Origin of the sequence: Castellaniella sp. GW247-6E4 (genome assembly GCF_040276065.1) — a bacterium.
Lineage (GTDB): Bacteria > Pseudomonadota > Gammaproteobacteria > Burkholderiales > Burkholderiaceae_B > Castellaniella.
This window is the reverse complement of the sequence record NZ_JBELOI010000013.1, coordinates 18,663-36,619: the sequence shown is the minus strand read 5'-3', so window position 1 is coordinate 36,619 and position 17,957 is coordinate 18,663. Positions and strand designations below refer to the sequence as shown.

Annotated in this window: 15 protein-coding genes and 1 pseudogene; 15 read left to right on the top strand and 1 reads right to left on the bottom strand. The window is 67.9% G+C overall.

The genetic code is table 11. The annotated features are described in order from the left end of the window. Window positions 1–33 precede the first annotated feature (33 nt). The 14 genes and pseudogenes from ABS761_RS14800 to ABS761_RS14735 all read left to right on the top strand — a co-directional run bounded on the left by ABS761_RS14800 (window position 34) and on the right by ABS761_RS14735 (window position 14,949). Complete coding sequence (locus ABS761_RS14800) at window positions 34–1,704, top strand: cbb3-type cytochrome c oxidase subunit I (protein ID WP_350409101.1); 1,671 nt, start codon at window positions 34–36, stop codon at window positions 1,702–1,704. Between the two features lie 2 nt (window positions 1,705–1,706). Beyond that, window positions 1,707–2,297 carry a cbb3-type cytochrome c oxidase subunit II gene (locus tag ABS761_RS14795; protein ID WP_350409100.1) on the top strand — a complete coding sequence of 197 codons (591 nt, stop codon included), beginning with the start codon at window positions 1,707–1,709 and terminating at the stop codon, window positions 2,295–2,297. A gap of 31 nt (window positions 2,298–2,328) precedes the next feature. Then, window positions 2,329–2,916 (top strand): c-type cytochrome, encoded by a 588-nt coding sequence (locus tag ABS761_RS14790; RefSeq protein ID WP_350409099.1) that lies wholly within the window; start codon window positions 2,329–2,331, stop codon window positions 2,914–2,916. A gap of 12 nt (window positions 2,917–2,928) precedes the next feature. Continuing rightward, a complete protein-coding gene (locus tag ABS761_RS14785) occupies window positions 2,929–3,552 on the top strand; it encodes an SCO family protein (protein WP_350409098.1) in 624 nt (207 codons plus the stop codon). After that, complete coding sequence (locus tag ABS761_RS14780; RefSeq protein WP_350409097.1) at window positions 3,549–4,151, top strand: hypothetical protein; 603 nt, start codon at window positions 3,549–3,551, stop codon at window positions 4,149–4,151. Before ABS761_RS14785 ends, ABS761_RS14780 begins: the two co-directional genes overlap by 4 nt. A 14-nt stretch (window positions 4,152–4,165) precedes the next feature. Beyond that, window positions 4,166–4,837 carry a 2-polyprenyl-3-methyl-6-methoxy-1,4-benzoquinone monooxygenase gene (gene coq7, locus ABS761_RS14775; RefSeq protein ID WP_350409096.1) on the top strand — a complete coding sequence of 224 codons (672 nt, stop codon included), beginning with the start codon at window positions 4,166–4,168 and terminating at the stop codon, window positions 4,835–4,837. 611 nt (window positions 4,838–5,448) lie between these two features. Further along, window positions 5,449–6,561 carry an MraY family glycosyltransferase gene (locus ABS761_RS14770; RefSeq protein WP_350409159.1) on the top strand — a complete coding sequence of 371 codons (1,113 nt, stop codon included), beginning with the start codon at window positions 5,449–5,451 and terminating at the stop codon, window positions 6,559–6,561. A gap of 41 nt (window positions 6,562–6,602) precedes the next feature. Further along, on the top strand, window positions 6,603–7,877 hold the full coding sequence (tviB, locus tag ABS761_RS14765; RefSeq protein ID WP_350409095.1) for a Vi polysaccharide biosynthesis UDP-N-acetylglucosamine C-6 dehydrogenase TviB: 1,275 nt from the start codon (window positions 6,603–6,605) through the stop codon (window positions 7,875–7,877). A 10-nt stretch (window positions 7,878–7,887) separates the two neighbouring features. Continuing rightward, on the top strand, window positions 7,888–8,913 hold the full coding sequence (locus ABS761_RS14760) for an SDR family oxidoreductase (protein ID WP_350409094.1): 1,026 nt from the start codon (window positions 7,888–7,890) through the stop codon (window positions 8,911–8,913). 55 nt (window positions 8,914–8,968) lie between these two features. Next, window positions 8,969–10,303, top strand: coding sequence for a murein biosynthesis integral membrane protein MurJ (murJ, locus tag ABS761_RS14755; protein WP_350409093.1), 1,335 nt, complete (start codon window positions 8,969–8,971; stop codon window positions 10,301–10,303). Then, window positions 10,304–11,473, top strand: coding sequence for a glycosyltransferase family 4 protein (locus ABS761_RS14750; RefSeq protein WP_350409092.1), 1,170 nt, complete (start codon window positions 10,304–10,306; stop codon window positions 11,471–11,473). Window positions 11,474–11,492: 19 nt separating this feature from the next. Continuing rightward, a complete protein-coding gene (locus ABS761_RS14745) occupies window positions 11,493–12,626 on the top strand; it encodes a glycosyltransferase family 4 protein (protein WP_350409091.1) in 1,134 nt (377 codons plus the stop codon). Continuing rightward, window positions 12,547–13,638: pseudogene (locus tag ABS761_RS14740) on the top strand (glycosyltransferase family 4 protein); the annotation flags it as partial. The gene ABS761_RS14745 and the pseudogene ABS761_RS14740, both read left to right, overlap by 80 nt. 186 nt (window positions 13,639–13,824) lie before the next feature. Beyond that, window positions 13,825–14,949: a glycosyltransferase family 4 protein gene (locus ABS761_RS14735; protein ID WP_350409158.1), complete on the top strand. Its 1,125-nt coding sequence runs from the start codon at window positions 13,825–13,827 to the stop codon at window positions 14,947–14,949. Here the strand turns inward: ABS761_RS14735 and ABS761_RS14730 are convergent. Continuing rightward, the gene (locus tag ABS761_RS14730; protein ID WP_350409090.1) at window positions 14,938–16,326 is read right to left on the bottom strand and encodes a phosphomannomutase/phosphoglucomutase; all 1,389 of its coding nucleotides are present in this window, start codon (window positions 16,324–16,326) and stop codon (window positions 14,938–14,940) included. The two genes, ABS761_RS14735 and ABS761_RS14730, sit on opposite strands and share 12 nt — an antisense overlap. A gap of 202 nt (window positions 16,327–16,528) precedes the next feature. Here ABS761_RS14730 and ABS761_RS14725 point away from each other — a divergent pair, with 202 nt between their 5' ends. Beyond that, a complete protein-coding gene (locus ABS761_RS14725) occupies window positions 16,529–17,941 on the top strand; it encodes an FAD-binding oxidoreductase (RefSeq protein WP_350409089.1) in 1,413 nt (470 codons plus the stop codon). The last annotated feature ends 16 nt before the right edge of the window (window positions 17,942–17,957 follow it).

Below are 17,957 nucleotides of genomic sequence, written 5' to 3'. Positions count from 1 at the left end.
TCCCATGCCTCTTAGCCATCAATCGGGAACCTCGTGGATACCGTCACCATACTCCTGCTCACGTTCATTTTATCCGTCACCGGCCTGAGTATTTTCATCTGGTCGTTGCGACGCAATATGTTCGACGAGAATCCCGAGGCGGCGGGCGTGATTTTCTCGACGGGCGAGATCGGCCACATCGAGGATCCCTCGGCGACCGCCGAGCAAAAGGCCGGCTTGCAAAAGACGGTATCCGACAGTGGTGTGGTGGCCGTCGATCACTCGCTCGCCGAGCAGCTCAAGGCCGAGCTCGCCGAACGCCTGGAGGCCGACCATTCGACGGCCTTCGTGGTGTTCACCTTTCTGTGCTGCGCGGTCGTCTGGCTGGTCCTGGCCTCGACCTTCGGCCTGATCAGCTCGATCAAGCTGCATGATCCGGAGTTCCTCACTCAATATGCCTGGCTGACCTTCGGGCGCACCCGCACGCTGCACCTGAACATGGTGGCCTACGGCTGGGCGCCGATGGCGGCCTTCGGCGTGGCCATCTGGACCTTGCCGCGTCTGCTCAAGACCCATCTGTACGGCGGGCGCTTTGCCATCCTGGGCTGCATGTTGTGGAATGCGGGCCTGATTGCCGGCCTGGGCAGCATCGCCGCCGGCATCAACGACGGCCTGGAGTGGCTCGAAATTCCCTGGCAAGTCAGCATCCTGATCGTGCTGGGCGGAGCGCTGATCGCGCTGCCCCTGGTGTTCACCTTGCAGAACCGCAAGGTCGAGCACCTGTACGTGTCGATCTGGTACATGGGCGCCGCCCTGTTCTGGTTTCCGGTGCTGTACCTGGTGGGCAAGATTCCCGGCGTGCACTTCGGAGTCGAGCAGGCGACCATGAACTGGTGGTTCGGGCACAATGTGCTCGGGCTGTACTACACGCCGATCGCGCTGGCCTCGGTCTACTATTTCCTGCCCAAGATCATCGGTCGCCCGATCCAGTCCTACAACCTGTCGCTGATCGGCTTCTGGGCGCTGGCGTTCTTTTACGGCCAGGTCGGCGGCCACCACTTGGTCGGCGGGCCGGTGCCGCACTGGCTGATCACGCTGTCCATCGTGCAAAGCATGATGATGATCGTGCCGGTCCTGGCGTTCTCGGTGAACCAGCACCTCACCATGCGCGGCAACTTCCGCACCATGTACTATTCGCCGACGCTGCGCTTCATCGTGCTGGGCGCCATGATGTATACCCTGAGCTCGGTGCAGGGGTCTTTCGAGGCCCTGCGCAGCATCAGCACCGTCGCGCACTTCACCCATTTCACCGTGGCCCACGCCCACCTTGGGCTGTATGCGTTCTTTTCGCTCGTCATGTTCGGCGCCATGTACTTCGTCATGCCGCGCGTCATGTCCTGGGAGTGGCCACATCCGAAACTCATCATTCTGCATTTCTGGCTGGTGGTGGTCGGCTTCGCCATCTATTTCGTGACGCTGTCGATCGGCGGCTGGCTGCAGGGCCTGGCGATGCTCGACGCCAGCCGGCCGTTCATGGATTCCGTGCTTGTCACGATTCCGTACCTCGAAGGGCGCACGCTGGGCGGCGCGATCATGACGCTGGGCCATCTGGTCTTTGCCGTGCATTTCGCTCTCATGGCGCTGCGCTACGGCCCGCGTCGCGTGGGTCCGGCCCTATTGCACAAGAAGCGTAAGCCTGGGACTCGGGCGATGGTGGGTGCCTGATCATGGAAAGTGAATACAAACTCCTCAGCGGCGCGATGGTGACCCTCGCGCTGGCGACCGCCACCCTCGTCGTGGTGCCCTATATGCAGTTGTCCGACGTGCAGCCGCCCGAGGGGCTCAAACCCTACACCGAGGCTCAGTTGCGGGGGCGCCAGGTCTATATCGCGAACGGCTGCGTCTATTGCCATTCGCAGCAGCCCCGCAGCCAGTCCCAGGCGCCCGACTTCCAGCGCGGCTGGGGCCGCGCGCCGGTGGCTGGAGACTACTACTACGACCACCCGCATCTGCTGGGGACGATGCGCACAGGCCCGGACCTATTCAATATCGGCGCGCGCCAGCCCAGCGTGGACTGGAATCTCGGCCACCTCTACGAACCGCGCGCCTACGTGCCGGGCAGCACCATGCCCGCGTTCCCGTTCCTGTTCAAACTCAAGGACAAGGCCGATCCAGGCGACAAGGTGGTCAATGTCCCGCCCAGCTATGCGCCGTCCGGCCAGGTCATCGTGGCCTCGCAGGAGGCGCTCGACTTGGTCGAGTACCTCATCGGGCTGGATCATACGTATCCGATCAAGCCCAACGCCGTCCTGCGCTGAACGCGGGCCGCGGGTACGAAGGAGAACATGAATGACGGAACGAAAGACGACGAACAGCCAGCAGCGACGCGAGCAGCCCGAGCCCTACGAGGGCAGCCGCCCGGTGCCCAAGGTGGTGCTCACCATCATCGGCGTCCTGTTCGTCTGGGCGGCGTACTATATCTGGTCGACCTACAATCCCATGCCGCCGAGCCTGGGCGATAACCGGGTGGCCGCCGACTTCGCCGTACCGGTCTCGGCGGATGGCGGCCAGCTCTACACCGCCAATTGCGTTGCTTGCCATCAGGCCTCCGGCGCGGGTGTGCCGGGCGTTTTTCCGCCGCTGGCCGGGTCCGAGTGGGTCATCGGTGATCCCGCGGTGGCGGTGCGCATCGTGCTGCATGGCATCAAGGGGCCGCTGACGGTCCAGGGCGCCAAATACGACGGCGAGATGCCGCACTTCAAGGAAAAATTCTCGGATGCCGAGCTGGCCGCGGTGGTCAGCCACATACGCACGAGTTTCGGCAATACCGCCGGCGAGATCGACGCCAAGCTGGTCCAGCAGGAGCGTGAGGCCACCAAGGATCATCCGGATCATTGGAACGGCGACGAGGAGCTCCTGCCGATGCTCAAGAAATAGCCGGCGTAGCGCATGCGTTGGGCTCTGGCCTTGCTGCTGGCCCTGGCCACCGGGGTAGGGGCGCTGTACTGGGTCACGGCGGGCTTTACCGCCCTGACCGCCGAGGATGCCCGCCGCGAGGCCGTGGCGCTCGAACCGCGGCCCCTGCCCGATGCGCGGGTGCTCGCAGCCGACGGGCGGACGCTGTCCCTGCTGGATGTGCTGTCGGCCGACGGCCGGGTGGCGATCATCAATTTCTTCTATTCCCGCTGCGTGTCCCTGTGCCTGGCCCAGGGTGCGCAGACCGAACGCCTGCAGCGGGCCATCGACGAGCAGGGGCTGGCCGGGCGCGTGCGCTTGATCAGTCTCAGCTTCGATTCGCGCGACCGCGCGCCCGAGCTTGCCGATTACGCGCGCCGCATGCACGCGCGCCCGGAAATTTGGCAGTTCCTGTCCTTTGCCGATCCGGCCGCGCGCGACCGGCTGCTGAGCCTGTTCGGGATCGTCGTGGTGCCCGCGCCCCTGGGTCAGTTCGAGCACAATGCCGCATTTCACGTCGTCACGCCCGGCGGGCGCCTGGCGCGCATCGTCGATCTGGATGATCCGGGCGAGGCGCTGCAAGCCGCCGAGGCTCTGGCCGCCGGGGCGGCGCGATGAGCGCGCGCGGCATCCTGGCCAATGCGGTCGCCGCGCTGGGGCTGTGCGCCCTCGCACTGATCTGGCGCGCGCCGCTGACTGCGTTGATGAGTACGCACATGCTGGTGCAGATTCCCTTGCTGGTGCTGACCGGGGTGTGTGCCGAGCAGGCCTGGCGCGCGTGGCGCGACCGTGCGCCGCGCGGGGTCTCCGACGGACCACGCCCGGCCTGGTCCTATAATGAATACGGCATGCCGGGGCTGTTGCTCGTCAGCCTGGTGGGTGCGTGCTGGATGGTGCCCAAGGCCTTGGACGATGCGCTGGTCGATTGGCGGGTGGCCGCTTTCAAGGTCCTGGGCCTGCCGCTGGCGGGGTGGATCCTGAGGGCGTCGCTGCGGCGCTCCAATACGGTGGTCAAGCTCTTTTTCCTGGGGAATTTCTGCTGGATGAGCGCGATCGTCGGCTTGATCTACCAGGACCAGCCGGTGCGCCTATGCAATGCGTACCTGCAGGACGACCAGGCCTGGACCGGCATGGGCCTGATCGCCTTGTCGATCATATTGCCCACGGCGTGGCTTTTGGCCCGGATCGGCCCGATCTGGCGTTATTTGAATCGTTGAGGAGTCCCGTCATCGTGACGCAGGTTGTAGGGGATACAGGATGGAAGCGGCGCCAAGGCCCGTTGGACGCCGTGCTGGCAGAGGTGGGCCGGGCGTTGCAGGTGCTCGATGGCTCGGTGACGGCGGGGCGGCCCAACCCTGCCGGGCCGCGACCGGCGGATGCCGTCGACCTCGAGGGTGAGCAGGCGCGTCACGCGGCGGGCTTGATGCGCGTGAACCACGTTGGCGAGATTTGCGCACAGGCTCTGTACCGGGGTCAGGCGCTGTTTTGCCGCAATGCATCAATTCGCAAGGTTCTGTATCAGGCGGCTTCCGAGGAGGTCGATCACCTGGTGTGGTGCCGCCAGCGTCTCGACGAGTTGCGCAGCCGTCCGAGCCTGTTCAACCCCTTGTGGTACCTGGGCGCCTTTTCCCTCGGTGTCGCCGCCAGTCGCGCCGGCATTCCCTACAACCTGGGGTTCATGGCCGAAACCGAGCGCCAGGTCGAGGAACACCTCGAGGGCCATCTCGAGGCGCTGCCCCCGCAGGACGAGCGTTCACGCCGCATCGTGGCACAGATGCGCGATGACGAGATCGGCCATCGCGCCACCGCCGAGGACCACGGGGCGCATCCTTTGCCGGCGCCTGTGCGGATGGCCATGCGCGGGATGTCGCGCATCATGACGACCACCGCCTATCGTTTCTAGGGCGGCGGCCGGTGTCGGCGCGTCTGCGGGTTGATGATGTAAAGAATTGTGAGCCTAGGGTTTGTCCTGAATGACAAATTACGGATTTCAGCGATGGTTTTGTTAAAAAAATACCACGCTCAGCCACTGCTCACTAAAAAACACAAATCTTTCTTGCGTTGCACCATTCACATCTATATAATTTGCTTATCGGATGTCGAAACGTGATTGCAGCGGGAAAACCCTAGATCACGCCAGGCTCGGGCCCAGGCCCTCGTAGCCACGACTTGCCCAGGTTGTCTCCTCCACCCTCCTCCTTTGGTGGATTTAGCCCAGGATCTTCGGATCTTGGGCTTTTTTTTCGCCATGGGGCGTGGCCCGGCCTCATTCGGGCCACGGCGGGGGTCTCGAGCCGCGAATACGGCTGGGTGGGCTTGTCGTCGCCTTGGCGCGGCGCGAGTTGAGTTATTCGCGGTGCAGCGTAAGATAGCGGCTCGAGCAAGGGTGTCGCCGCTCGTTTTGTTACATTTTTATCGCTTGACCGGGGACGAGGCCGGCCTTCGCGCCCGATAATTCCCCCTGTAGCCTTTTTTGCTGGTTTTGCCGTGAATGTTCCCAACTTGTCGGAAACACTGACGTGGCCGGTCATCGGTATCGTGGCCTTCGTGGTCGGCGGGCTGATCGTGGCCTCGGAACGCTGGCACGTGCGGCTGACCGGCGACACCGACATGCACAAGCCGCAGGCGGTGCATACGCGCCCCGCACCCCGCGTGGGCGGGCTGGCGGTGGTGGCCGGCAGCCTGGCCGGTCTTCTGGTCCTGGGGCCCAGCAACATGACGCTGACCTGGCTGTGGCCGGTGCTGTTCATCGCCGCCATGCCGGTCTTCGTCGCAGGTCTGCTGGAGGATATCACCAAGGACGTCGGCTCCGGAAAACGTCTCGTCGCCGCCTTCCTGTCGGCCGCCATTGCCTGGTGGCTGTTGGGCGGGGTGTCGCGTGTGGGGTGGTCCTGGGCGGATGCGGCGCTCGCGTTCTGGCCCCTATCCCTGGTCTTCACCATGGTGGCGGTGGGCGGCTGCACTCACGCGCTCAATATCGTCGACGGCATGAACGGCCTGGCCGGGATGATCGCGACCCTGATGTCGGTCTCCCTCGCCCTGGTGGCTTTGCAGGTCCAGGACGTCCCGATCTTCTTGATCGCCACCGCCCTGGCGTCGGCCACCTTGGGCTTTCTAGTGTGGAATTTCCCCTTTGGGCGGGTCTTCCTCGGGGACGGCGGCGCCTATTTCCTGGGCTTCATGCTGGCTGAACTGGCGGTGCAGCTCGTGGTGCGCAACCCGGGCGTGTCTCCCTTCTATGCGCTGGCCGTGCTGTTTTATCCAGTGTTCGAGACCCTGTTCTCGATTTGGCGCCGGCGCTTCAAGCGCGGCGTCCCCGTCGATCAGCCTGACGCCCTGCACCTGCACCAATTGGTCTTTCGACGGCTGGTGCGCGTCACCTTCAGCCGGGACCGCCGCCATGCGGTGCCGGCGCTATGCAACGCCCTGGCCTCGCCTTATCTATGGGTCCTGGCCCTGATCGGGCTGGTGCCGGCCACGATCTGGTGGGACGATCCCTGGATGCTGTGCATCAGCATGGCGGCCTTTGCCGGGGTCTACATCTGGCTGTATTCGCGCCTGGTGTCCTGGAGGCGCCCGCGTTGGCTGCTGCTGCCGTCGCTGGGCCGCGGCGGCCGTCATAAGTAAACTGGGGCCTAAAGCAAATCATCTCGGTAACGGAGAAAATCTTGGAAATTCAGGACGTAAAGCTGGCCGTCGTGGGCCTGGGCTACGTGGGCCTGCCCCTGGCGGTCGAGTTCGGCAAGCAGTGCAAGGTGCTTGGCTTCGACATCAATGCGCGCCGCATCGAGGAATTGCGCGCGGGGACCGATCATACCCTCGAGGTGTCCGGCGATGAGCTGGCCGAGGCGCGGCATTTGCGCTTCAGCCACGATCCCGCCGAGCTCGCCGAGGCCAACGTCTTCATCGTCACGGTGCCCACGCCCATCGACCAGTTCAAGCAGCCGGACCTGACGCCGCTGGAGCGTGCGAGCGAGACCATCGGCCGGGTGCTCAAGCGCGGCGACATCGTGATCTACGAATCGACTGTCTATCCGGGCGCGACCGAGGAGGTCTGCGTGCCGGTGCTCGAGCGCATCTCGGGCCTGACGTTCAACCAGGATTTCTACGCCGGCTACAGTCCCGAGCGCATCAATCCGGGCGACAAGGCGCATCGGGTGTCGACCATCCGCAAAGTCACCTCGGGCTCGACCCCCGAGGTCGCGGACCTGGTCGATACGCTCTATCGGCAAATCATCGTCGCCGGCACCCACAGGGCCTCGTCCATCAAGGTGGCTGAGGCGGCCAAGGTGATCGAGAACACGCAGCGCGACGTGAACATCGCGCTGATCAACGAGCTGGCGCTGATCTTCAACCGCCTGGGGATCGACACCCTGGACGTGCTCGAGGCGGCCGGCACGAAATGGAACTTCCTGCCTTTCCGCCCGGGGCTGGTCGGCGGGCATTGCATCGGGGTCGATCCGTATTACCTCACGCACAAGGCCCAGTCCATCGGCTATCACCCGGAAATCATTCTGGCCGGGCGCCGGCTCAACGATTCCATGGGCGGTTACGTGGTCGCGCAACTGGTCAAGGCCATGACCAAGCGGCGCATCCAGGTGCAGGGCTCGCGGGTGCTGGTGATGGGGCTGACCTTCAAGGAAAACTGTCCCGATCTGCGCAATACGCGGGTGGTGGACATCGTGCGCGAGCTCTCCGAATACAGCATCGACGTGGATGTCCACGATCCCTGGGTGAATGCCGAGGAGGCTATGCACGAATACGGAATCCGGCCCGTCGCTCAGCCGGCGGTGGGCGCCTACGACGGCATCATCCTCGCGGTGTCCCATCGCGAGTTCGGCGAGATGGGCGCCACCGCCCTGCGCGCCCTGGGCAAACCCGAGCATGTGCTCTACGACCTGAAGTACGTCCTGCGGGCCAACGAATCCGATCTGCGTCTGTAAGGAGCCCTCTATGAATCCCCATTACCAGGAGGTGTGCGCGGCGCTGCGGTCCCGGCCCGGCACGTGGCTGGTGACCGGCTGCGCCGGCTTCATCGGCTCGAATCTGCTGGAAACGCTGCTGAACCTGGATCAGACGGTCGTGGGGCTTGATAATTTCGCCACTGGCCACCAGCACAACCTCGACGAGATCCAGCGCTTGGTGACGCCCGAGCGCTGGGCGCGCTTTCGCTTCATCGAGGGTGACATCCGCGACCTGGACACCTGCCGCGAGGCGGTGCGCGGGGCCGAGCACGTGCTGCACCAGGCGGCGCTCGGCTCGGTGCCGCGGTCGCTCAAGGACCCGATCACCAGCAACGCGGTCAATGTGGGCGGACAGCTGAACATGCTGGTCGCCGCGCGCGACGAGGGGGTGAAATCCTTTGTCTACGCCGCCTCAAGCTCGACCTATGGCGATCACCCCGACCTGCCCAAGGTCGAGGATCGCATCGGCAAGCCGCTATCGCCCTACGCGGTCACCAAGTACGTCAACGAGCTGTATGCGGATGTATTTGCGCGGGCCTACGGCTTCGGCACCATCGGCCTGCGCTACTTCAACGTCTTTGGCCGTCGCCAGGATCCGGACGGCGCCTATGCGGCGGTGATCCCGAAATGGGTGTCGGCCATGATCCGCCAGCAAGAGGTGGTGATCAATGGGGACGGCGAGACCAGCCGTGATTTCTGCTACATCGACAATGTCGTGCAGGCCAATTTACTGGCCTCGTTCGCGCCGCCCGAGGGCGTGAACCAGGTCTACAACGTGGCCTACGACGCGCGCACCACGCTCAACCAGCTCTTCGAACATCTGCGCGACACGCTGGGGCGCAACGGTGTGAGCTATGCGCGCGCGCCGCGGCATGGCGATTTCCGGGCCGGTGACGTCCGTCACTCGCAGGCGGACATCGGCAAGGCCCGCAAGCTGCTGGGCTATGTGCCCAGCCACGACATCCTCCAGGGGCTCGAGGTCGCCATGCCCTGGTATACCCAGTTCCTGCGTTGAGCGGGACACGCATCGCGGCGATGCGGGCCTGGACGAGGCGCGCGTGGCGCTCGGCGTGAGACGCAGGCTCGCAAGCCTGCATGCGGATCACCGCCGCATCGCCCTCGGGGCGGCGCGCGTGGCGTTCTTTCTGTTGCTGGGCAAGGTAGTGGGGGCGTTCAAGGAAATGGCGGTGGCCTACCGCTACGGCGTGAGCGACATCGTCGACGCCTATCAGTTCACGCTGACCCTGGCCAATTGGCTGCCGGTCACGCTGGTGGGCGCCTGTTCGGTCGTGCTGATCCCCGCGCTGGTGCACAGCCGCCGCCTGCCCGAGCACGGTCGTTTCCTGCGCGAGCTGCAGGGCGCCGCGCTGCTGCTGGGTGCGGCGACCGGCCTCGCGCTGCTGGCGCTCTGGCCGCTGGTCGTGCCCTGGGTCGGGCAGGGCCTGGCCGCGCCCGTGCGCGAGATGAGCACACTGCTGATTCTCGGCTTTGCCCCCGCGGCCCTGTTCACGGTCTGGACCGGCCTGAGCGCCGCGCGCCTGCGCGCGCACGAACGCCATGTCAACACCCTGCTCGACAGCATGCCGGCCCTGGTGATCCTGGCATGGGTCCTGGCCTCGCCCTCGGGGGGCCTGTGGCCCCTGCTGTGGGGGACCTTGGTGGGCTATGCTTTGCAGGCGACCTTGCTGGCCGCCTTCGCGGCCCGCGCGGACGGCCATCCTGGCGGGGCAGTGCTGGGCCGCCGTGCGCCGCAGTGGTCGACGCTGGCCGCGGCGGCGGGCATCATGCTGGTGGGCCAACTGGCGATGAGCCTGGTGGGGCCCATAGACCAGTACACCGCGGCCCGGCTGGGCGACAACGCCAACGCGGTGCTGGGCTACGCCACGCGCCTGCTGTCCCTGGTGCTGGGGATCGGGGCGGCCTCGGTGGGGCGCGCCGCGCTGCCGGTCCTGGCGGATATCCAGGGGCGGGGCGATCCGGCGCATGCGCGCCGCATGGCTTTGAAATGGTCGGCGGGGATGCTGGTCGTGGGCGCGCTGGTGGTGTTGGCGGGCTGGTGGCTGGCGCCCTGGGGCGTGAGCCTGTTGTTCGAGCGCGGCGCCTTCACCGCGCGTGACACGCTGGTGGTGTCCGAGGTGCTGCGCTGGGGCCTGTTGCAATTGCCCTTCTATTTTGGCGTGCTGATCCTTGTGCAACTGCTCGCGAGCCAGAACCGCTACGGACTGATGGCACTGATCGCGGTGCTGAACTTTTTGGTGAAGGCGGTCATGAATCATGTACTGGCGCCGGTCATGGGGCCTGCGGGCATCATGCTGGCCACAGCCCTCATGTACGCCTCGTCCTATGTATGCTATCTGTGCCTGGCGCTGCGGCGCCCGGCCGTACCCTCCGATGGAAATGTTTGAATGACTGGCAGGCAGGCCCACCTGATGATCGTGATCCACTCGCTGCGTGGCGGCGGCGCCGAGCGCGTCGCCGTCGACTTGGCGGCCTATTGGCTCGACCAGGGGTGCCGGGTCACGGTCGTGACGCAGACGACGGACGCCGAGGACGCTTATGCGCTGCCCAACGGGGTGCGGCGCCATGCGCTCGGCCTGGATGCGCATGGCGGTGGCGGCCTGCGGGCCGCATGGGGCAACTGGCGCCGGGTGCGGGCCCTGCGGCGATTGATCCGCAACGAGCGGCCGGGTGTCGTGCTGGGCATGATGACCAAGGCCTCGATCCTGTCCGTATTGGCCGCCCGCCGCCTGCCGTGCCGCGTGATCGCCACCGAACACACCCATCCGCCGATCCAGCGCCTGCCCGAGGTCTGGCAGCGCCTGCGGCGCTGGGCCTACCCCCGCGCCGACGCGGTCATCGCCCTGACGCGGGACACCGCCTGTTGGCTGGACGAGGCGCTGCCCGGGGTCAGGGCCCAGGTGATTCCCAACGCCGTGCGTTGGCCCCTGGGTGCCGGCGAGCCGGTGATCGAACCGCCGGCGCAGCCCGGCCGGCATCGCCTGTTGGCCGCCGGCCGCCTGCATCCAGTCAAGGGGTTCGACCTCTTGCTGGCCGCCTTTGCGCGCATCGCGCCGCTGTTCCCGGACTGGGACCTGGTGATCCTGGGCGAGGGGGGCCAGCGCGGCGAGCTGCAGCGCACCGTGGACGAGGCGGGCCTGGCCGCGCGCGTGTCCCTGCCGGGGCGGGTCGGCAATATGACTCAATGGTATGAGTCCTCCGACCTGTATGTCCTCAGTTCGCGCGCCGAGGGCCTGTCCAACACCCTGCTCGAGGCCATGGCCTGCGGCCTGCCGTGCGTGGCCTTCGATTGCGACACCGGCCCGCGCGAGATCATCCGGGACGGGATCGACGGGGTGCTGGTGCGTCCCGAGGGCGACCCCGAGGCCCTGGCCGCCTGGCTGTCAAACCTGATGGCCCATCCCGAGGAGCGCCGGCGTTATGCGAGCCGTGCGGTGGACGTGCGCGACCGCTTTGGCGTGCCGCGTGTGATGGCGATGTGGGAACTGGTCTTTCAGGGCCGTTCGGTGGGTGTCTCGAGAGCCGCCGGCGAGACCCGGCGGGTCGAGGCCGAGTAGACCGGCGAGGCATGGGGCGATGCACATCCTGTTCCTGGTCAGCTCGATGCACGGCGGCGGCGCCGAACGTGTGGCGGCGACGCTGGCCAATGCCTGGGCGCGCCGCGGGGATACGGTCACGCTGGTGTGCTGCTATTCGGGGCGGGGGGCCTGCGCCTATGCGCTGGATGCCCGTGTGCGCCTGCTCTGGCTCGCCGACCGGATCCAGGGGCCGCGCTGGCGGCGGCCGCTGGACAAGCTGCGCGCCCTGCGCGCCTTGGCGCGTGAGACGGCGCCCGACCGGGTGCTATCGTTTCTCACCAATGTAAACGTCACTGTGCTGCTCGCCACGCGGGGGTTGGGCCTGCCGGTGGTGGTGTCCGAGCGCACTGATCCCGCCCACAGCGTCAACCTCGAGCCCGCCCTGCGCATGCTGCGGCGCTGGACCTATCCCTGGGCCCGCCGCGTGGTGGTCCAAACCCGCCAGAGCCTGCCGCGACTGATGGCGGTGGCGCCCGGCACGCGCCGTTTATCCGTCATCCCCAATCCCTTGCCCGATGGTCTGCCCGCGCCGCGCGCTCGGGAGCCCGGCGCGCCGGCGCGCCGGCGCCTGGCGGCCCTGGGCCGCTTCAATCCGGTCAAGCGCTTCGAGGCCTTGATCGAGGTCTTCGCGGACCTGGCGCCGCGCCATCCTGACTGGGATCTGGTGATTTGGGGCGACGGGCCGCGGCGCGTGGCCTGCCTGGGGCGCGTGGCCGAGCTGGGCCTCGAGGACCGCATTCTGCTGCCGGGCCGCACCGAGGCGCCGTGGCGCGAACTCGCCGGCGCCCATGCCTTTGTATTGTCCTCGGCGGTCGAGGGTTTCCCCAACGCCCTGCTCGAGGCCATGGCGCTGGGGCTGCCGTGCGTCGCCACCGATTGCCCGAGCGGTCCGCGCGAGCTCAGCCGCGGGGGGCGCGATGCGCAGTTGGTGCCGGCGGGCGATGACGCGGCCCTTGCGGCGGCGCTGGACCAGCTCATGTCGGCCACGCCGCAATGGCGCGAGGATCTGGGCCACCGCGCCGCCGCCTCAGTGCGCGCGCGCTACGGCCTGGATGGCATTTTGCGACAATGGGACGCCGCGTGGTCGGACGAGGCCGGCAGCCCGGAGATCCATGAATATGAACACGATTGATTCAGAGGTGGCCGTGCCGCTGCACGTGATGCACATCATTTCGGGACTGCTGCACGGCGGCGCCGAGACCGTCCTGCATCGCCTCGCGACGGCCCCCGAACCTGGTGTCCGGCATTCCGTGGTCTCGATGCGCGGCGAGGGCGTGTTCGGTCCGCGCCTGCGCGAGGCGGGGATCGAGGTGGTCACGCTGGACATGCAAGGCATTGCGGGCACCGCGCGGGGCCTGCTGCGCCTGTACCGCATTCTGCGGGCGCGGCGGCCCGATGTGGTGCAGACTTGGATGTATCACGCCGATCTCATCGGCGGCCTGGTGGCGCGCCTGGCCGGAATCCGCGCGGTGGCCTGGGGTATTCGAAATTCGGGCGTCGACCTGGGCCGCAGCAGCCGTTCCTCGCGGGCGACGGCCTGGCTGTGCGCGCGCGTATCCGGCTGGGTGCCCGCAGTGATCGTCGCCTGCGCCCGGAAGGCGGCCGAGGTGCATGCGGACTGGGGCTATCGCGCCGATCGCCTGCTGCTCGCCCCCAACGGCTACGATCTCGACGTTTGGCATCCCGACGCCGAAGATCGCGTCCGCCTGCGGGCCGAGTGGGGGCTGAGAGAGGACGTCCCGCTGCTGGGCAGCATGGCCCGCTGGAATCCCCTGAAGGACCACGCCAATCTCTTTGCGGCGCTCGCCTTGTGCGTGCGGCGCCATCCGGACTTGCGCTGTGTGCTGGCTGGGTCCGGCATGTCGCGCGACAATGCCCCGATGATGGCCCTGGCGCGGCACTACGGCCTGCTCGATCACTTGATTTTCCTGGGGCGGCGCGATGATGTTCCGACCCTGATGCGTGCCCTGGACGTGCATGTGCTTTCGAGCCGCGCCGAGGGCTTCCCCAATGTAGTCTCCGAGGCCATGGCCAGCGGCGTCGCCTGCGTGGCGACGGACGTGGGGGATGCGGCGCTGATCGTGGGCGATCATGGCTGGATCGTGCCGCCGCAGGATCCGGTCGCCCTGGCCGAGGCCATCGAGCGCGCCATCGCGGCCGTGCGCGCGCCCGACGCGGCGCAGCGCCTGCGGGCGGCGCGCGAGTCGGTGGCCGCGCGCTACAGCCTGCGGGCCATGACGCGGCGTTATGCGACGATCTGGCGCCGCCTGGCAGAGGACTTTCCGACGCCCGGGGCGGCTGCGATAGCCGGCGACACGGGGCGCCGGCGCATGTTGTTTTTTGTGAACAATCCGGGCTTCCTGGTCTCGCACCGGCTGCCGCTCGCCCTGGCCGCGCGCGATGCGGGCATGGAGGTTCACGTGGCGACCCCGGACGGCCCGGCGGTGGCCGAGATCCTGGCCCATGGCCTGCATCATCACGTGGTGCCGCTCTCGCGCAGCGGCACCAATCCGTGGGTCGAAGCGCGCACCCTGCTGGCGTTCCGGCGCTTGTTGCGGCGCGTGCGGCCGGATCTGGTGCATGCCGTGACCATTAAGGCGGTCCTCTACGGCGGCATCGCGTGCCGCCTGGCCCGGGTACCCGCCTATGTGGCCGCCGTCTCGGGGCTGGGCTACGTGTTCATGCGTGGGCGCGGCGGCGTCGACCCCCTGCGCCAGGGTGCCCTGTGGCTCTATCGCCTCGCCCTGGGCCATCGCAACAGCCGCGTGGTTTTCCAGAACGCCAGCGACCGCGACGTGCTGGTCGCGGCCGGTGCCGTGCGCCCCGAGCGGGCTGTCATGATCCGTGGCTCGGGCGTCGATCTGGATCGATACGCGCCGCAGCCCCTGCCTCCAGGGCCCGTCACGGTCGTCATGGCTTCGCGCCTGTTGCGCGACAAGGGCGTGGCGGAGTTCGTCGAGGCGGCCGGCCTGGCCGCCGCGCGCGGCGCGGGTTTGCGCTGGGTGCTGGCGGGCAGCCCCGATCCCGGCAATCCGGCCTCCATCACCCGGGACGAGCTGGATGCCTGGGTGCGCGCGGGAACGATCGAATACGTGGGTGAATGCGCCGACGTCGCCGCGCTGTACGCGGCGGCGCACCTGGTGGCGCTGCCGTCCTACCGCGAGGGCCTGCCCAAGTCTCTGGTCGAGGCCGCCGCCTGCGGCCGGCCGGTGGTCACCACGGATGTGCCGGGTTGCCGCGATGCCGTCGACCCGGGCGTGAGCGGCGTGCTCGTGCCGCCGCGCGATGCGCGGGCGCTGGCCGATGCGGTGATCGCGCTGGCCGCCGACGAGGCCGCACGCGTCGCCATGGGGGCCGCGGGGCGCGCGCTGGCCGAGCGCGATTTCGGCATCCGGCCGGTCGTCCAGGCGCACCTGGATCTCTATCGCACCCTGCTGCGCGGTTCAGAAGGGTAGGGCGAGGCCGGGCTGCAGCGCGCCCAAGGCGGCGCGAAACTCGTCCTGGATGCGGGCGAGCGCCTCGGGCGTGTCGCCCTCGAAGCGCAGCACCACGACCGGCGTGGTGTTCGAGGCCCGCGCCAGGCCGAAGCCATCGGCGTACTCGGCACGAACGCCGTCGATGGTCACCAGGCGCCCGGCCCCCGGAAAGCGCCCCTCGGCGCGTAGGCGCTCGATGAGCCGGTGCGGCTCGCCTTCGCGCATCGGCAGCTTCAGCTCGGGGGTCGAGATCCCCTGCGGCAGGGCCTCGAGCACCCGGCTGGGGTCCGGGTCGCGCGACAGGATCTCGAGCAGGCGCGCGCCCGCGTACAAGCCGTCGTCGAAGCCGAACCAGCGTTCCTTGAAGAAAATGTGGCCGCTCATCTCGCCGGCGAGTGGCGCCCCGGTTTCCGCGAGCTTTGCCTTGATCAGGGAGTGCCCGGTCTGCGCCATGACGGGCTGGCCGCCCGCCTCGGCGATGGCCTGGCCCAGGTGGCGACTGCACTTGACGTCGAACAGGATGGGCGCGCCCGGGACGCGGCGCAGCACGTCGCGGGCGAACAGGATCATCTGGCGGTCGGGCCAGATGATCTGGCCGGACTTGGTGACCACGCCCAGGCGGTCGGCGTCGCCGTCGAAGGCCAGGCCCAGTTCGCAGTCCGAGGCCTGGACGTGCGCGATGAGGTCCTGGAGGTTGGCGGGGTCGGCGGGATCGGGGTGGTGGTTCGGGAACCGTCCGTCGACGCTGCAGTAGAGCTCGTCGACCTCGCAGCCCAGGGCGCGGTACAGGCGCGCCGCGGCCACCGCGCCCACGCCGTTGCCGCAATCGATGGCCACGCGCATGCCGCGCGCCAGGTGGACGTGATCGGCGATGTGGCGAACGTAGGTGTCGACGAGGTCCTGGCGCTCGTCCGCGCCGCGTGCGGACGTCTCGTGCTGCGGCGCGCGCATGGCCGCGGCCAGTGCCTGGATGTCCTCGCCGTGCAGGGTGCGGCCCGCCATCATCAGCTTGAAGCCGTTGTAGTCCGGCGGGTTGTGGCTGCCGGTGATCGCCACCCCTGAGCCGGTGCCCTGCAGATGGGCGGCGAAATAAACCAGGGGCGTGTGCACCAGGCCCAGGTCCAGGGTGTCGATGCCGCCGGCGCGCAGGCCGTCGCGCAAGGCCGCGGCCAGGGCGGGGCTGCTGAGGCGCCCGTCGTAGCCGATCACCAGGGCCGAGACGCCCTCGGTGCGTGCCTGGGCCGCCAGGGCCAGCCCCAGACGCCGGGCGAATCCCTCGTCGATCTGGTTGGGCACGGTGCCCCGGATGTCGTAGGCCTTGAAGACGGCATCGGGCAAGTCGGGCTGTTGGGACACGGTTCGGGCTCCGTCGGGGATTATCACGGGGGGATTATCGCCCATGCCGCCACGGTCCGCCCGGTGGCCGCCAAAGGCCCGCGCCGCAGGCCCCGTTTGAAGAATGATTCATCGAACGGGGCCTCGGGATGCCAGCCTCGAGCGCGGTGTTTACAATGACTGGGTTCCCCTTCGCGGGGAGGGATATTGGAATCATAGGATCATGAGTCTTCTGGATGCCTTGCGCGCTGCCGTGGGCGGGCAGCATGTGTTGACTGACGCCGATGCGGCGCCCTATTTGTCGGACTGGCGCGACCGCTACAGCGGCCAGGCCCTGGCGGTGGTGCGTCCGGGATCGACCGACGAGGTGGCCGCTGTGCTGCGCCTGTGTGCCGCGCACGGCGCGCCGATCGTGCCGCAGGGCGGCAATACCGGCCTGTGCGGCGGCGCGACCCCCGATGCCTCGGGGCAGGCCGTGGTGTTGTCCCTGCTGCGCCTGAACCGCATCCGCGCCATGGACCTGGACAATGACACGATGGAGGTCGAGGCCGGCTGCGTCCTGCAGTCAGTGCAAGAGGCCGCGCGCGCGGCCGATCGCCTGTTTCCCCTCAGCCTGGCGGCCGAGGGCAGTTGCACGATCGGCGGGAATCTCGCGACGAACGCGGGCGGCACCCAGGTGCTGCGCTACGGCAATATGCGCGAGTTGACGCTCGGCCTCGAGGTCGTGACCGCCGAGGGCGAGATCTGGCACGGCCTGCGCGGGCTGCGCAAGGACAACACCGGCTACGATCTGCGCGACTTGTACATCGGCAGCGAGGGGACGCTGGGCATCATCACCGCGGCGACACTCAAGCTCTATCCCCAGCCCGTGGCGCATTGCACGGCCCTGCTCGCCCTGGACTCCATCGAGGACGGCGTCGCCATGCTGGCGCTGGCGCGGCGCGGCCTGGGCGCCTCGTTGACCGGCTTCGAGTTGATGGCGGGCGATTGCCTGCAGGATGTCGTGCGCTGCTTTCCACAACAGCGCCTGCCCTTCGAGGGCGCCTCGGCGGACCTGCCGTGGTATGCGCTGCTCGAACTCTCCGACAGCGAGAGCGAGGCCCACGCGCGCGAGCGCTTCGAGGCCGTCGTGGGCGAGGCGATCGAGTCCGGCCATGTGCGCGATGCGGTGATCGCCGAGTCCATGGCGCAGAGCAAGGCGCTGTGGCACCTGCGCGAGAGCATCCCGCTCGCCGAAAAGGAATCCGGCAAGAGCATCAAGCACGATGTCTCGATCCCGGTGTCGCGCATGGCGGCCTTTGTGCGGGACACCAATCTCGCTTTGCAGCGGGCCTTCCCCGGAATCCGCCACGTGATCTTCGGCCATCTGGGCGACGGCAATCTGCATTACAACGTCGCCCGCGGCGAGGGGTGGGCCGAGGGCGAGCTGTTGTCGCGCCAGGCGGCAGTCTATGAACTGGTGCACGACAGCGTCCATGCCGTGGGCGGCTCGATCAGCGCCGAGCACGGCGTCGGGCAGCTCAAGCGCGATGTCCTGCCGCGCTACAAGGATCCGGTCGAAATCGCCCTGATGCGCCGCATCAAGCACGCCCTGGACCCCACGGGCATCATGAACCCCGGCAAGGTCCTGGGCTGAGGCCGGCGCGCCGGCC

What these genes read in the sequence shown, in the direction of transcription:
- ABS761_RS14795 (WP_350409100.1), top strand. Translation starts at nt 1,707, where the DNA reads ATGGAAAGTGAATACAAACTCCTCAGCGGCGCGATGGTGACCCTCGCG.
- ABS761_RS14790 (WP_350409099.1), top strand. Translation starts at nt 2,329, where the DNA reads ATGACGGAACGAAAGACGACGAACAGCCAGCAGCGACGCGAGCAGCCC.
- ABS761_RS14785 (WP_350409098.1), top strand. Translation starts at nt 2,929, where the DNA reads ATGCGTTGGGCTCTGGCCTTGCTGCTGGCCCTGGCCACCGGGGTAGGG.
- ABS761_RS14780 (WP_350409097.1), top strand. Translation starts at nt 3,549, where the DNA reads ATGAGCGCGCGCGGCATCCTGGCCAATGCGGTCGCCGCGCTGGGGCTG.
- ABS761_RS14760 (WP_350409094.1), top strand. Translation starts at nt 7,888, where the DNA reads ATGAATCCCCATTACCAGGAGGTGTGCGCGGCGCTGCGGTCCCGGCCC.
- ABS761_RS14750 (WP_350409092.1), top strand. Translation starts at nt 10,304, where the DNA reads ATGACTGGCAGGCAGGCCCACCTGATGATCGTGATCCACTCGCTGCGT.
- ABS761_RS14745 (WP_350409091.1), top strand. Translation starts at nt 11,493, where the DNA reads ATGCACATCCTGTTCCTGGTCAGCTCGATGCACGGCGGCGGCGCCGAA.
- ABS761_RS14735 (WP_350409158.1), top strand. Translation starts at nt 13,825, where the DNA reads ATGTTGTTTTTTGTGAACAATCCGGGCTTCCTGGTCTCGCACCGGCTG.
- ABS761_RS14725 (WP_350409089.1), top strand. Translation starts at nt 16,529, where the DNA reads ATGAGTCTTCTGGATGCCTTGCGCGCTGCCGTGGGCGGGCAGCATGTG.